Here is a 12,432-nt window from a genome sequence, read left to right as displayed (position 1 = left end):
TAGGGTCTGCAGTGCGAGCTGCGGCACAGATTTTGAGCGCACGAACCGCATCGTCGGGCGGGTGGCCGCCTCGGCGATGGCTTCGGCATCGCGGTCGTCGTTCTTCTGCGCCTTGACGTACGGGCGCACGTATTCCGGCGACATCAGCCGGACCGTGTGTCCCTGCTCTACGAGGGCGCGGCCCATGTGGTGCGCACCGCAGCACGCTTCCATGGCCACGACGCACCCCGGCAGCTTCGCGCCGAAGGCGATCACCGTCTCGCGCCGCATCTGGCGGCGCAGCACGACCCGCCCGCTCGCATCCAGCCCGACAAGGCTGCAGCTGTTCTTGCCCAGATCGATCCCCAGCACCGCGATCGTCATCGTTCCGCTCCATCCCTCATCTCGGCCGCGCTGCAAGCCTAGCAGTGCAGCCCGGTGAGGGGCGGGCCATCCATAAAGGGGGCGCCGCGACGGGCCCGAACCCAACGGATCGGGGCAAGCCGGGCACGAAGCGTCACCTCGTCGTGGACGCCAGAGGCACGCCGCTCGGCCTGACGCTCACGGGGGCCAACTGCCACGACAGCCGTATGCTGGCCGCCACGCTCGATGCCGTGCCAGGCGTGCGCACCGGCCGCCGGGGTCGCCCACGGCGCAGACCGGACAAGCTGCACGCCGACAAAGGCTACGATCATCGTCGCTGCCGGCACGAGTGCCGGGCACGCGGGATCGTGCCACGGATCGCTCGGCGTGGGGTGGAGAGCCGCGAGCGGCTCGGGCGCTATCGCTGGGTCGTTGTTTGATCGCGTTGCAGGCGTCAAGTTGGACGAGAGCGGTCGCCGCCGGATCGTGGTTGTTTCCGCGGTCGGCCCCTCTGACCGCCGCACCATGCGTCTCGAAGCGAGGCTCACCATGTCGAACGCGCGGTCCGGCTCGACACCGGCCGCAAGACCCGACCCCGGGATGGCCCTGCTCGCGTCCCGGCGGGGACGCCCTTGTCCGCCTCACGCTGGCGGAACTCGATGAACGGTACCCGTGCGTGCGTTCAGTACGTGCCTCACGCGGCAGCCGGCGGCCACGGCTGGAACGGTGTTCCCGCTCGCCACATCGCGTGCAACACGACCGCGAGTTTGCGCGCCACCGCGACGGCGGCGTGCTTGAAGCCCATGCGCTCGGCCAGTGCCCGTCCCCAAGTCTTCAGGGCCGAGTCCTGCCGCACGCGCACCAACAGGCTGGCCGCCGCCTCGAACAGGTAGCTTCGCATCAGCCGGTCGCCGCGACGCGAGATCCCGCCCGTCCGGTCGATCTCGCCGGACTGACGGCGGACCGGCGTCAGCCCGAGATAGGCCCCAACGGAGCGTGAGTGGCGGAAGTGCTCGGGCGCCTCGATGGCGGCCGCAAAGCTCGTGGCGACGATGACCCCAACGCCGGGGCAAGTCATCAGCAGGCGGCAGGTCGCATCGCCCCTGGCCAAGGTGATGAGCCGTCGATCCAGGACACCGATCTGGCCGCGCACGGCGCGCCATGCCGCCAAGAGCGGCTCGACGATGACGGCGACGGTCGGACGGGACGCGATGAGGTCTTGCACCCGGATCTCGAAGGCCCGCCCCGCTCCCTTGCCGGCCATCAAACCGAACGTCTTGAGCGTGCTGCGGATCTGATTGGACAGGTCAACCGCTACGCCCATGAGCTGGGCGCGGGCGCCGATGAGGTGGCGCACGGCATGGGCGGCGTAGCTTTTGACGCGGGCCTCGCGGTACCAACCCATGCGTACGAGTTGCGCCAGCGTCTCTGCATCGCGCGCGTCGGTCTTGTTCCGCTGCAGGGCCGTGGCGGCTCGCGCATGCCTCGCATCCAGGCAGACGATGGGCAGGCCGAGCGCCTTGCAGGTGTGGTAGATCCAAGGGGTCAGCGGCCCCGTCTCCAGGCCGACGCGCAGGAGATCGGGGGCGTGACTCCGCAAAGTCGTGGTGAGCACATCCGGATCGCTGGCGCGTTTGCCGCGCCAGACCGTGGCTCCGGTCTCGTCGATAACGTGGATGGCGGTCTCTTCGTTGGAGACATCGAGGGCGCCGTATTGGGGCATGGAGGCGCTCCGATGCAGGTAAGGACGCGGCCATCAGACCGCATCGCGTCACCCTCAGCAGCCTTCAATTCCGGCTCGGGTCGCGATCAGCGCATGTCGAGCGAACCTTGCCTGGCTGGCCCGCTTCCGCCGCCTCGCCATCCGCTACGAGCGGCGCGCTGACCTCCACCTCGCCTTCACCACGCTCGCTTGCGCCCTCATCTGCCAAAATCAGGCAAAACGGTTTTGTCCCTGACTTTAATTGACCAAGAGCGCGAGACGGTTCAAACTATGAATTGCTAGGATTTTAGGCAGTGATCAGACATGTTGTGTCGATGGTTGCTGATTTTGTTGGCGTCGAGCGTCTCTGCCGAAGCGCACCCCAGCGCTTCGCAAGGTGACGTGGGCACACCGCAGACGCTCACCGAACCCGTGTACGTCAGGCCTATCTATGGCGCCTATCGCCGGTGCGGAGGCGCCTGCCTCAAGAGCGGGTTGCTGACGTGGTTCTGTGGGACAAAGACGATCTGCATTCTCAACTGCGCGACTGGCCCCCCCGCCAGGCGCTGCGCGTCACGTTGAGCCGCTTCGACGCTCTACTGAAAAGAAGTGCGTGACCCGCGGGAGCGAAATATCCTGAAATTAAAAAATGACAGCCTGGAGTAGCTTGCGCCACTAACCCCAACCAGAAAAGTCTCTTAAACTCCAAGGTCAACACGGCCATCCGGTCGGCTTCGATCCTGTTCGAAATCATGTCGGCTTCAGAACTGTGCACGCAGCCGTGTCCCGAAGATAAAGGCCGGCCCACGATCCCGATTGTATCCGGGGCTTACTACGATCTGACTGTCGAACGTCAGTCGTATAGAAGGCGCCAGCGGCAAGCTGTAGTAAGCTTCGACGATCCTCTCGGCCCCAGGGTGGGGCAATCGACCGTCCCCGACGAGGATGCCGAGTCCTCCGGCATCGAAGTAGGCTTGATGCGGGCGGGTGATACCGTTGATGACGCCGGCTAATCCCACGGTGTCCGATGGGCGTCCCCAACGCTCACCCGCGATCGACAATCCCGCTGCCAAGGTTCTATCGACGTCGGTGAACTCGTACGGCTCAACATTTCCGTCGGCCAAGCCGCATCGGACGAACATACCGACGTCGGGCAAGATCTGCTGTTCGAGGTTGAAGCTGAGCCCTGGGCGGCTGCGGTAGCGGCGGACGGTCGCCACATCCGCGGGCCCGCCCGTCACCATTGCCAGACGAACCGCGTCGTCGAAGCGACCCATGCGGCCGCGACTGAGAAAGCCGGTGACCTTGATCTTGCCGGGTCGTCCCCAAAGTTCATGCCTCCGTTCGATCTCGAGAACGGCTTGATTTTGATTGAAACCTGGGTCCAGATCCTTGCTGTTGGGGACAATAGAGAGGTCGAAAAAGCCCGCGCGGAACACCCAGGCGTCCTGGTACCACTCTGCTGCGGCGCCGACCGTATAGCCCCACGCATTCGCAGCGTAATCGAATGTGCCGGTGTCAATAAGGGCCCAGTTGAGGAAGTCGGTTCGTGGGTCGTGGGCGTACCTGTTGGTGTCGAAGACATCAGCGACGCTGAACTTCCCTAACGTCAGCACGATCCTGTCGGCCTGCCGCGACCCGCCGAGCTGGTTCAGATCTGGATCGACCCTCTCGGTTTCGCCTCCCAAGCCGATTATCTGGCGGATGAAAGCGCGGTGAAGCTTCACGTAGGGGGTGATGCTGCCGACCTTGTAAGCTTCCCCGTTTGGGAAACCAGCGACACCAAGCGTGGTACTGAGACCAAAACCCTGATCGACCTCCGGGTTTAACCAAATCTCTGCCCCGGGCCACAGCCGCATACCCGCGTAGAGCGTGAAATCGAAGGTCTCCTTAATCTGCCCTTTGGCGTTGAGGCTGTTCGGCCCACGGTAGGGCGAGCGAAACCGAGAATTGCCCTGTGTGACGAAGGTGGTCTGGGCGCGAATGGCCCAGTCTTCTTCGACGAAAGCATCTGACACCGGAGCGTCCGAAGAGGGCGAACGCGACGTATCCTTCATCTCCGATCCGGCAGAATTCCAAACCGCGTCGCCGGTCCGAAAGATCGGGATGCTGGGTCCGCTGCCCGTGGTCAGCTTGAAGTCGGAGCCGCTGTCGGAAGCGTCAGCGCCGCCCTTTGCGTTGAGATGGTCGCCGAACCAATCGACGAAGGTCGGCCTCGACGGCATCGAGCGACCGAGCGGGAGGTCAGCCGTTCGACCGAACTCAACCGACATCAGCAACAGGGTCAGCGCACCCATAGCGGCTGCAGGGAGGGCGCAACACCGGGTAGGCATCGTGAATGCGGGCCCGAATTGATTAGCTGTTGCTATACCGTAAGCGGTGTGCTCAGGCCACGAGGAATGCTCAATCCGCTGCAGCAACTGCAGTGTCCTGCTGGTGCCCGACCTCAAGCCGGATGCTCCGGCTTGCCATAAGGATTTCGCACAGGAAGCCTGCAATGGCGGCGATCGTGAAGGCCAGAGCCAGTCCAAAACAACCGTAGAGCACCGTCTCCGTTGTCGCGTTCCTCAACTCGCCGATGAAAAGCACCATGGCTGCGATGCCCGTCAGGAACCCCGCCAAAGCCACGAGGCACACAGCTCCGTCGAGCAGGAGGGATCTCCGCTGCAATTGCGACAGCTGACGCGCCAGCCTTTTGGTCTCGCGGGAAGGCCCCTTCTTAAGATCCTGGGAGAGGTCACGGACTTGGTCCCCGATCCGGCCGTGGCGCGTTGCGAAAACGTTGAGCAAGGTCGCCAGGGCCGAGAGTAGAAAGATCGGGGTCAAGGCGACTTGGATGATGTGAGACAGATTGTCGAGGGCAACAGCAGTCGGATTTGGCATGCCGAGGCTCATAGGCAAAGCAGGCCTTGGATACCAGGGCCGATCGCGGGCGGTTTGACGCTTCGCCACGTGCAGCCCTGCAGAGCGCGGTCGCGACGCCATCCACTGAACCAACGCGCCGTGATTAACCGGCCATTAACCGCAATCCCTAACCCTTCCTTCAGGATTTTGCGAGTCGCGCCGGCATCGATCGTCCGCTCGCCGGATCAGGGGAGAGAACAGATGGCCGGGAGCGAGGGCGTCTCTGGATCCGCCATTGCGGCGGCAGGCCTGCGGGTGCAGCAGGGCCGCCTGCGCGTCATGACCGAGAACCTCGCCAACGCAAACAGCACCGCGAGCACGCCCGGCGGCGACCCCTACCGGCGCAAGATCGCGGTGTTCGAGCCGGTCGGGGCCGATGCCGAGCCGACCGGTCGCGTCGTGCGCGACACCAGCCCGTTCCGCTCAATCTCCAGCCCCGGGCACCCCGCTGCCGACGCGCAGGGCATTCTGAAGCTGCCCAACGTCAATCCTGCCACCGAGATGGCCGGGTTGCGCGCGGCGATGGGCGCCTACGAATCCAATCTGAAGGTGATCGCGACGCTCGACGACCTCAACAGGCGCACCGTCGACCTGCTGAAGATCTGAGGAGCGTCATTCGCTTGAGACGCCCGTTCGTTCGGCTCCGCGGCGCAGCGGATGCGCGCGGCGCCGATCGGCGAGCGCGTGCAGCACGGCTCTCCAGACCGGCTCGGGCTGCTCGGGGTCCAGAAGCTCGCCCTCGCTCAACGGCTGCACGGCTCCTGCGGCTGATGCGTCCAGGGGAACCAGTGTACGCCCGGTGTCGCAGCGTAGCGCCTCGATCGCCGCAATCAGCGAACCCGAGCGCGCCAGGGTGCGGGCGATGTCGTCCGGTGGAACACCGAGGTGCTCGCCGAGAAGCGCATCGCGCAAGCCGAGGATCTCTGCCGCGACGGCTCGATCGGTCGCATGGCCAGGCACGGCTTCGACGGCCAGATCGCATTCCGTATCGAGGCCCATCGAGCGGTTGTTCAGGTTGGACGAGCCGATCTTCAGCAGGCAGTCGTCGACGATCAGCACCTTGGCATGCACGTAGATCGGCTGCCCGGCTGCGGTCACCGGACGATAGATGCGGAAGCGTCCGAAGCGGTCCGCGCCGCGGATACGCGCCAGAACACGGCCGCGTCCCCGTCCCATGGCCGCTTCCTCGAGCCAGCCCATGGCACGCTCGGGATTGATCACGACGATCTCGGGCCCGTCCGGCTCCCTCAGACGGGATGCCATGGCCTCGGCGATGCAGCGTGCGGCGAAGTACTGACTCTCAATATAGATCGTGTGTCGCGCGGCTGCGATGGCGGCGAGGTAGAGTTGCTCGATCTCGTGCACGTTGGGGCGGCCGTGAAAGGGCGGCGCGGTCCGGGCGATCCCCACCTGCACGTCGCGCAGAAGCGGCCTCAGCCCGTCGGGCCAGGGGTCTTGCGTAGATGGACCGGGCGGCGCGATCCGCTCGCCGGTAGCATAGTGCCAGCGCTCGCGCGCAAGGTCACCGAGGGCTGACGCGGCCGCGCCGTCGACCGCGACGGTGGCGTCGTGGAACGGCGCGTAGGCGCGTCCCGACGGGCGCACCCGGCGCGTGTCCTGGTCGGCATGGTCGCGGGTGTCCCAGCGGTCGTCCGTCATGTCGATGCCGCCGCAGAAAGCGAGCGCGTCGTCGATCACCACGATCTTCTGGTGATGCGAGGCTCCGGGCGGGTGGGCACTGTCGAGCCGGAACTGGAAGCCGCGGGCCCGCATCGAGTTCAGAAGGTAGAGCGGCGTCGTGCCGCGCGCCAGCGTGCCGAGGACCCCTAAATTCCACTGCAGCACGCGGATGCTCAGCTCCGGCCGGCGCCGGCCGAGTTCGGACAGGAACGGGCCGAGTTCCTCCGGCAGGCCCGGCAGCGGGTGGTCGGGGTCGAGCTTGATGCGGGTGTCGAACTCCCAGCCGATGAACAAAACCGCGTGGCGGGCGCGCAGGAGGGCGCTGCGCAGATGCGCGAAGTAGGCGGCGGCATCCACGATTGGGGCAAAGCGCGCCGCAGGCTCGACGCGCCAGCAGGTCAGGCCGGACTGCAGCAGCTTCGCCCCGCCCGTGAGCGGGACCGATGCCGTATGGGGCGGATGATGCATCGGCGCGTTTGGTCCCCGGGATGGCGGCCCGCTGCATCGTCGCGCTGCAACAGGGCGCGGGCAGCGCTTTGGTGTCTGCGTATGAACCCGCCCCCCACTTAGTGCGTTCCCGATCCGACCTGCGGCGGCAAGGCTTCTGCAGGTGCCGCTTGCGAGGAGGTTGCGCTGGTCGACTGGATCGTAGCCGCGATCGAGCGGACCGGCTATCTCGGCGTCTTCCTGCTGATGCTGATCGACAACATCTTCCCGCCGATCCCCTCTGAGGTGATCATGCCGCTGGCAGGCTTTGCCGCGGCGCGCGGCCAGCTCAGCCTCGTCGGCGTGTTCCTCGCCGGCACGGCCGGATCGCTCTCCGGCGCGCTGGTCTGGTACGGCGTGGGGCGCTGGCTCGGACGCGAGCGCTTGCGGCGCTTCGCGGCCCGGCACGGGCGCTGGCTCACCCTGAGCCCGGCGGAGGTCGATCGGGCCGGCGCCTGGTTCGCCCGGCGCGGCGGCGTCACCGTCCTAGTCGGTCGCGTCGTCCCGGGCGTGCGCAGCCTGATCTCGGTGCCGGCCGGGGTGGCCGGTATGCCGCTCACGCCCTTTCTGGCCTACTCGGCTCTCGGCACGATCGTCTGGACCGGGCTGCTGACGGCGGCCGGCTACGGGCTTGGCGAGAACTACCGCAGCGTGGGCCGCCTCATCGAGCCGATCGGCAACGGCGTGCTGGTCCTGGCGCTCGTGCTCTACCTCTATCGTGTCGCCACCTTCGGACGCCGGAGCGGCGTTCGGGGCTGAGGCGCGGCAGAAACAGTCCTTTGCCGGCGTGATCGCGCGACGCTCGCTTCAGCGGAACGCGAACAGGCAGGCCGTGACATGACGTAGAGGAGTTCGCGTGAAACGCTTTCTGATCCTGGTTGCCGTCGCGGTCATGGCCACCCTCCCGGCCCTCCTGCTGCGCGCGACGGGCTGGCGGCCCAGCCCGGTCCTCGATGCCGCCGCCTTCGGCAGCGCCATTCTGGCGGCGGGCTTCCTGCTGTCTTGGGGAGCGGAGACGGCCGAGCAGCATATCGCGCAAGGCCTGATCCTGGCCGTGGTCGCCCTGGTGACCGTGCTGCCGGAATACGCGGTCGATCTCTATTAAGCCTACAAGGCCGGGCTCGAGGGTCCGGGGTCGCAATACGTTCATTACGCCGCCGCCAACATGACCGGCGCCAACCGGTTGCTCGTCGGCTTGGCCTGGCCCCTGATGGTGTTCCTGCATTGGACGAAGGACCGGCACCGCGCGGTCGATCTTGCCCCTGTCAATGCCGTCGAGATGGGCTTCCTGCTGCTTGCCAGCCTCTACGCCTTCGTGATCCTGTTCAAGCGCAGCATTTCCGTCGTGGATTTCGCCGTGCTCGCGGCCATCTTTGCGGCCTACGTCTGGCGCGTGCGCAACCTTCAGAAGAGCGACAATCCGGACGAGGCGGAGGAGCCGGGGCCAGCTGCCGCTCTAAACGCCTTGTCTCCCGGCCAGCAATGGGCCGCGATCGGGGCTCTGGTGGCCGTGGCCTGCGGCGTCATCCTCGCCTCGGCCGAACCCTTCGCCGAGGCCATGGTGGGCACCGGCCGGGCGATCGGGCTCAACGAGTTTCTGCTGATCCAGTGGCTGGCGCCCCTGGCCAGCGAGGCGCCGGCCATCTCGGTGGCGGTGCTGTTCGTGCTGGCCAACCGCGCCGGCGACGGGCTGATCGCCATGATCAGCGACAAGATCAACCAGTGGACGCTGCTCGTCGGCATGCTGCCGCTCGCCCTGAGCGTCGGCGCGGGCGCGATGAGCCCCCTGCCGCTCGATGCGCGCCAGGGCGAGGAGTTCTTCCTGACAGCGGCCCAGTCGCTGCTCGGCATCGCGCTCCTGCTGCGCCTGCGCCTCGGCCTCTGGTCCGCGCTGGCTCTGGCCGGGCTGTTTGCCGTGCAGGTCGGGCTCGCCTTCGTCTACCGCAACGACGAGGCGCGCACGATCGCGACGCTGACCTGGCTCGCCTGGGTCTATCTCGGCCTAGCCGGCCTTCTGTTCCTGATCAACGGACGCCGCCTTGTGGCCTTGGTGCGCAGCGCTCTCACCGGTCAGCCGTCTGAGGATCTCTCGGATGGCACACGAACCGACCTGGAGCCATCGGCAGACGAGAGCCGCGTCCCGTCTACGGCCCGCTGATCGGAGCGGTCCGGGCGGAGCCGACAACTCCGCCCAGCCCTGCCGACCTACTTGCTCGGCATGATCTTTCCGTCCGCCCCGACCCTGATCTTCTGCGACTGGCTGCCGGTCATCACCGTGATCTTGTACTGCACGCTGCTGGCCTCACGCTCGACCTCGGCCTCGGCCGCCTTGCCGCCTGCCTTCTGCTCGGCGGTCGCGACCGCCTGCTTCAGGCTCGTGGGGGCGTTCTGCACGTCGGACGGCTTCAGGCGGATGAAGTAGCTCTCGATCGGGTGGTTGTCGCTCTTGGTCACCTGCCCCGTGGTCGCGTCGATGTGGTGGTCGGTGAGCTTACCATCGCTGCCGAGCACCTTGATTTCAAAGTACGGTTTGCCGTTCCCGCTCTCGAAGTCCGCCTCGATCGCGCGACCAGGTCCCTTGCTCTCGGCCGTGTCGAGCGCCTGGGCGAGCGAGACCTTGGCGGTCTGCAAACCTTCGTGCTCACGCTCCTTGTGACCGGTCGTGCCGTGGGCAGGTTGCGCAGCACCCGGAGGGGCAGCCGCAGGGGCCGGCGCCTGGGTAGGCGGGCTCGTCTGGGCCGCAGCAAATCCGGAAAGGAAGAGGAGCGGAGCGAGGGAAAGGGCGATCCGGGACATGGCGTCTCCTGTAGCTTGGTGGGCAGCCGCAAAGCTGTGCGGCCTTAACGCAGGAGTGATTGGACGGTTCGCGACGGCGGCTCTCCCGTGCAACGTTGGACGCAAATCCGGCTTGGCGGCACTCTACGCTCTGCTGTGCGTTCAGACTTGGATCCGGTGTCGGGGGCAGTTCCGAGCGCGAGCACGGCCGGCGACACTGCGACAAGCCGGGCTGGTGAGGAAGGCGGTTGCAGGCGTACCATGGCGTGGATCGCACCCGCCAACCCGAACGCTGCTGAGGAAGGTTCGTCCGTGAGATCGCAGATGCCGAATGCCTACCACCACGCCCCCGTTGCCGGCCTCCTCATGCTCGCTCTGGCCGCACCTGGAGCGCAGGCACAGGGCGCGCGGGCTCAACCGCTGGATGCCTACGAGGCTGCGCACGGCGTCAAGGGCTCGCAAGTCGCGTCATTGATCACGCGCATCGTCGAGCGCCAGTTGCTGGCGATCCCGGGCGTGCGCTCCGTCCACGACCTGCACGTGCGCTCGATCAGCTCTGGCATCGACGCCATGAGCGCGCATGTCGTCGTGACCGACATGGCCGAGGCCGCGCGCATCCTCAAGGCGGTGCAGCAGGTCATGGCGGCCGAGTTCGACACGCGCCACGTCACCGTGCAGGTCGAGAACGAGGTCCTGCAGGAAGAGGAAAAGGTCCGGAAGACCTGAGTGCCTATCGCAGGCCACGGCCATGCCTTCCCGGATCGAGGACTATGCCCTGATCGGCGGCTGCGAGGCGGCCGCGCTCGTGGCGCGCGACGGCTCGATCGACTGGCTGTGCTGGCCGCGGTTCGACGCGTCCGCGTGCTTTCCAGCATCATAATTTGATCAAGTTCGCTTGACCGTACGCTGAGGCTCTGCCGAGGTCTAGTCGCAGACGCGAACCCGGCGGATGTAGGTTCCGCCATAAGCTCCGATGAAGCGCCGCCGCACGAGGTGACAGTCACCGCCGTAATAGGCCGGATAACCATACCCGTAAGCCGCAGGGTAGCCGTATCCGTAGTAGGCCGGGCTCGCGGCCAAAGCTCCGAGCGCAAAACCACCGAGCAGACCCGCTGCACCGTAACCGAAGTGGCCGTGGCGACGGTAGCCATAATGGCCTCCATAGCCCCCGTGCCCACCGTAGTAGCCATGGCGCAGCCCATGACCACCGAACCCGCCGTGACCACCGAACCCGCCGTGACCACCGAACCCGCCGTGACCACCGAACCCGCCGTGACCACCGAACCCGCCATGACCACCGAACCCGCCATGACCGCCATGGTGCTGCGCAGCTGCCGGGATAGATCCCACAAAGCTACCGGTCAGCAACGCAAGCGCGGCGTAACCGGTGATACGGGCCACTCTGAACCTGACGTGCATGGCACATTTTCCTCATTGAGCATCACCCAGGGACATAGGTCATCTGCCGGATGGTAGCTCGCCGCACCCCTCTTGAGCAGGCCTGGGCAGTCGTGAATTAACGGCGGTGGCGCAGCAAGGTTCCCAGGGGTAGGAGTGGGGCATTGTGCCGATGCTTGGCTTCTGATCGAGTATCGTTGAACTATCATCGGGCGCAAATGGTCGTGGCTTGAGCGACACTCAAACTTCAGCTCGGGCAAGTGCTGGCGGGAGAGTGAGTCGCAGCTTGGCGATTCGTGACGTACAACGATGTCGGACAAACTGACGGCATAGCGGTCGCGCATGTGGCGCTGAGCACAAGACCAATGGCGCAGAGTCGGTCTCACTGATTCCGGCTTTGGGTCTTGAGGCAAAAATGTTCAGGATAATGCTGATGCGCTGCAAGCTCTCAAAGCACATCGTTGCCGCCGTGGCTCTCGCTGGCCTGACCGCCGTGCCCACGAACAACCTGGCAGCATCTTTAGATCTCGGCATGCTGACGCGATTGCTCGCGCCGGCCGGTCTCATGCTGATGGTGGGAAATGTCTGCGCCGCGCGCGATCCCTCCTTCCTGGCCGAGACGGCCGGCAAGCGGGGAGACCTTCGCTTCTACGCGCAGGAGGTGAAGAACGAAGTGTCAGCCAAGGGATCCCCGAGGATGAGGTCCTGCTCGTCCTGAGACAAGCGGCCGATGTCGCCAAGGCAACCGCGCTGACGGCCATCGAAGACTTACACTCCGACAACCCGGACGCCGAGCTGTCCGCCACCAATGGCTGGTGCGACACGATCGTGAGATCCCTCGTGTTGACACCCTGGGCTGCCTGGACTCGCCGACGACATCATGCGCGCACGACGAATCGGCATCGCAAGTGCCGTTCAGTAGCGGATTGTCGCGCGCAGGCCAAACACGGCCGCATTCCGGATCCGCCGCCCGTACGGGTCGCGCGGATTAGCGATGCCGCCACTTGGCCGGAACACGTACTGGAAGTCCGGCTGCACGGTAACGCCGGGCCCGAGGATGGCTTGGTAGCTGACCTCCAGCAAGGCCTCGCTGCTGCGCCTCGGGCTAGGCGCGCCACCGAACAGAAGGGAGCTATGCGGGAGAT

General features: G+C 66.0%; 13 protein-coding genes and 4 pseudogenes. 9 read left to right on the top strand and 8 right to left on the bottom strand.

Annotation, left to right across the window (positions count from 1 at the left end; all coding sequences use genetic code 11):
- On the bottom strand, positions 1–363 hold a 363-nt coding region (locus tag MZTS_RS19875), incomplete at its 3' end, for an IS110 family transposase (RefSeq protein WP_192285140.1).
- A 74-nt stretch (positions 364–437) separates the two neighbouring features.
- On the opposite strand from MZTS_RS19875, the pseudogene MZTS_RS19870 reads away from it, so the two are divergent.
- Positions 438–776, top strand: a pseudogene (locus MZTS_RS19870) (transposase); the annotation flags it as partial.
- 260 nt (positions 777–1,036) lie between these two features.
- Here the strand turns inward: MZTS_RS19870 and MZTS_RS19865 are convergent.
- Positions 1,037–2,065 carry an IS110 family RNA-guided transposase gene (locus tag MZTS_RS19865; RefSeq protein ID WP_048444048.1) on the bottom strand — a complete coding sequence of 343 codons (1,029 nt, stop codon included), beginning with the start codon at positions 2,063–2,065 and terminating at the stop codon, positions 1,037–1,039.
- Between the two features lie 106 nt (positions 2,066–2,171).
- On the opposite strand from MZTS_RS19865, the pseudogene MZTS_RS19860 reads away from it, so the two are divergent.
- Positions 2,172–2,300: pseudogene (locus MZTS_RS19860) on the top strand (IS5/IS1182 family transposase); the annotation flags it as partial.
- A 505-nt stretch (positions 2,301–2,805) separates the two neighbouring features.
- Here MZTS_RS19860 and MZTS_RS19855 read toward each other — a convergent pair.
- Together MZTS_RS19855 and MZTS_RS19850 are read right to left on the bottom strand one after the other, a co-directional pair.
- Positions 2,806–4,341, bottom strand: coding sequence for a carbohydrate porin (locus MZTS_RS19855; protein WP_053080306.1), 1,536 nt, complete (start codon positions 4,339–4,341; stop codon positions 2,806–2,808).
- Between the two features lie 106 nt (positions 4,342–4,447).
- The gene (locus MZTS_RS19850; protein WP_048444058.1) at positions 4,448–4,927 is read right to left on the bottom strand and encodes a DUF2721 domain-containing protein; all 480 of its coding nucleotides are present in this window, start codon (positions 4,925–4,927) and stop codon (positions 4,448–4,450) included.
- A gap of 222 nt (positions 4,928–5,149) precedes the next feature.
- Between MZTS_RS19850 and MZTS_RS19845 the strand changes: the two genes are divergently transcribed.
- The gene (locus MZTS_RS19845; protein ID WP_048444049.1) at positions 5,150–5,554 is read left to right on the top strand and encodes a flagellar basal body rod C-terminal domain-containing protein; all 405 of its coding nucleotides are present in this window, start codon (positions 5,150–5,152) and stop codon (positions 5,552–5,554) included.
- A 6-nt stretch (positions 5,555–5,560) separates the two neighbouring features.
- Here the strand turns inward: MZTS_RS19845 and MZTS_RS19840 are convergent, their stop codons facing one another.
- The gene (locus MZTS_RS19840) at positions 5,561–7,096 is read right to left on the bottom strand and encodes a phospholipase D-like domain-containing protein (protein WP_048444050.1); all 1,536 of its coding nucleotides are present in this window, start codon (positions 7,094–7,096) and stop codon (positions 5,561–5,563) included.
- Between the two features lie 225 nt (positions 7,097–7,321).
- On the opposite strand from MZTS_RS19840, the gene MZTS_RS19835 reads away from it, so the two are divergent.
- The 3 genes and pseudogenes from MZTS_RS19835 to MZTS_RS19830 all read left to right on the top strand — a co-directional run.
- The gene (locus tag MZTS_RS19835) at positions 7,322–7,873 is read left to right on the top strand and encodes a DedA family protein (RefSeq protein WP_091891680.1); all 552 of its coding nucleotides are present in this window, start codon (positions 7,322–7,324) and stop codon (positions 7,871–7,873) included.
- A gap of 97 nt (positions 7,874–7,970) precedes the next feature.
- Positions 7,971–8,219, top strand: a complete 249-nt coding sequence (locus MZTS_RS25355) for a hypothetical protein (protein ID WP_236012820.1) — start codon at positions 7,971–7,973, stop codon at positions 8,217–8,219.
- A 51-nt stretch (positions 8,220–8,270) separates the two neighbouring features.
- Positions 8,271–9,272 (top strand): annotated as a pseudogene (locus MZTS_RS19830) (sodium:proton exchanger); the annotation flags it as partial.
- 47 nt (positions 9,273–9,319) lie between these two features.
- On the opposite strand, the gene MZTS_RS19825 reads toward MZTS_RS19830, so the two are convergent.
- Complete coding sequence (locus MZTS_RS19825; protein ID WP_091891677.1) at positions 9,320–9,910, bottom strand: PepSY domain-containing protein; 591 nt, start codon at positions 9,908–9,910, stop codon at positions 9,320–9,322.
- 303 nt (positions 9,911–10,213) lie between these two features.
- Between MZTS_RS19825 and MZTS_RS19820 the strand changes: the two genes are divergently transcribed.
- Together MZTS_RS19820 and MZTS_RS25350 are read left to right on the top strand one after the other, a co-directional pair.
- A complete protein-coding gene (locus tag MZTS_RS19820; RefSeq protein WP_048447844.1) occupies positions 10,214–10,615 on the top strand; it encodes a cation transporter dimerization domain-containing protein in 402 nt (133 codons plus the stop codon).
- A gap of 22 nt (positions 10,616–10,637) precedes the next feature.
- Positions 10,638–10,763, top strand: a pseudogene (locus MZTS_RS25350) (trehalase-like domain-containing protein); the annotation flags it as partial.
- Between the two features lie 50 nt (positions 10,764–10,813).
- Here MZTS_RS25350 and MZTS_RS19815 read toward each other — a convergent pair.
- Positions 10,814–11,308 (bottom strand): hypothetical protein, encoded by a 495-nt coding sequence (locus MZTS_RS19815; RefSeq protein WP_192285139.1) that lies wholly within the window; start codon positions 11,306–11,308, stop codon positions 10,814–10,816.
- A gap of 412 nt (positions 11,309–11,720) precedes the next feature.
- Between MZTS_RS19815 and MZTS_RS19810 the strand changes: the two genes are divergently transcribed.
- Positions 11,721–12,005, top strand: coding sequence for a hypothetical protein (locus MZTS_RS19810; RefSeq protein WP_157080868.1), 285 nt, complete (start codon positions 11,721–11,723; stop codon positions 12,003–12,005).
- A gap of 197 nt (positions 12,006–12,202) precedes the next feature.
- Here the strand turns inward: MZTS_RS19810 and MZTS_RS19805 are convergent.
- Positions 12,203–12,432: carbohydrate porin (locus tag MZTS_RS19805; RefSeq protein ID WP_192285138.1), on the bottom strand; the 230-nt coding region annotated here is incomplete at its 5' end.

Origin of the sequence: Methylorubrum zatmanii (assembly GCF_014845115.1) — a bacterium.
Lineage (GTDB): Bacteria > Pseudomonadota > Alphaproteobacteria > Rhizobiales > Beijerinckiaceae > Methylobacterium > Methylobacterium zatmanii.
This window is presented reverse-complemented; position numbering and strand designations above follow the sequence as displayed.

Excerpts from the sequence above, each read along its gene's own strand:
- MZTS_RS19865 (WP_048444048.1), bottom strand. The coding sequence starts at position 2,065 with ATGCCCCAATACGGCGCCCTCGATGTCTCCAACGAAGAGACCGCCATC.
- MZTS_RS19855 (WP_053080306.1), bottom strand. The coding sequence starts at position 4,341 with ATGGGTGCGCTGACCCTGTTGCTGATGTCGGTTGAGTTCGGTCGAACG.
- MZTS_RS19850 (WP_048444058.1), bottom strand. The coding sequence starts at position 4,927 with ATGCCAAATCCGACTGCTGTTGCCCTCGACAATCTGTCTCACATCATC.
- MZTS_RS19845 (WP_048444049.1), top strand. The coding sequence starts at position 5,150 with ATGGCCGGGAGCGAGGGCGTCTCTGGATCCGCCATTGCGGCGGCAGGC.
- MZTS_RS19840 (WP_048444050.1), bottom strand. The coding sequence starts at position 7,096 with ATGCATCATCCGCCCCATACGGCATCGGTCCCGCTCACGGGCGGGGCG.
- MZTS_RS19835 (WP_091891680.1), top strand. The coding sequence starts at position 7,322 with ATGCTGATCGACAACATCTTCCCGCCGATCCCCTCTGAGGTGATCATG.
- MZTS_RS19825 (WP_091891677.1), bottom strand. The coding sequence starts at position 9,910 with ATGTCCCGGATCGCCCTTTCCCTCGCTCCGCTCCTCTTCCTTTCCGGA.
- MZTS_RS19820 (WP_048447844.1), top strand. The coding sequence starts at position 10,214 with ATGCCGAATGCCTACCACCACGCCCCCGTTGCCGGCCTCCTCATGCTC.
- MZTS_RS19815 (WP_192285139.1), bottom strand. The coding sequence starts at position 11,308 with ATGCACGTCAGGTTCAGAGTGGCCCGTATCACCGGTTACGCCGCGCTT.
- MZTS_RS19810 (WP_157080868.1), top strand. The coding sequence starts at position 11,721 with ATGCGCTGCAAGCTCTCAAAGCACATCGTTGCCGCCGTGGCTCTCGCT.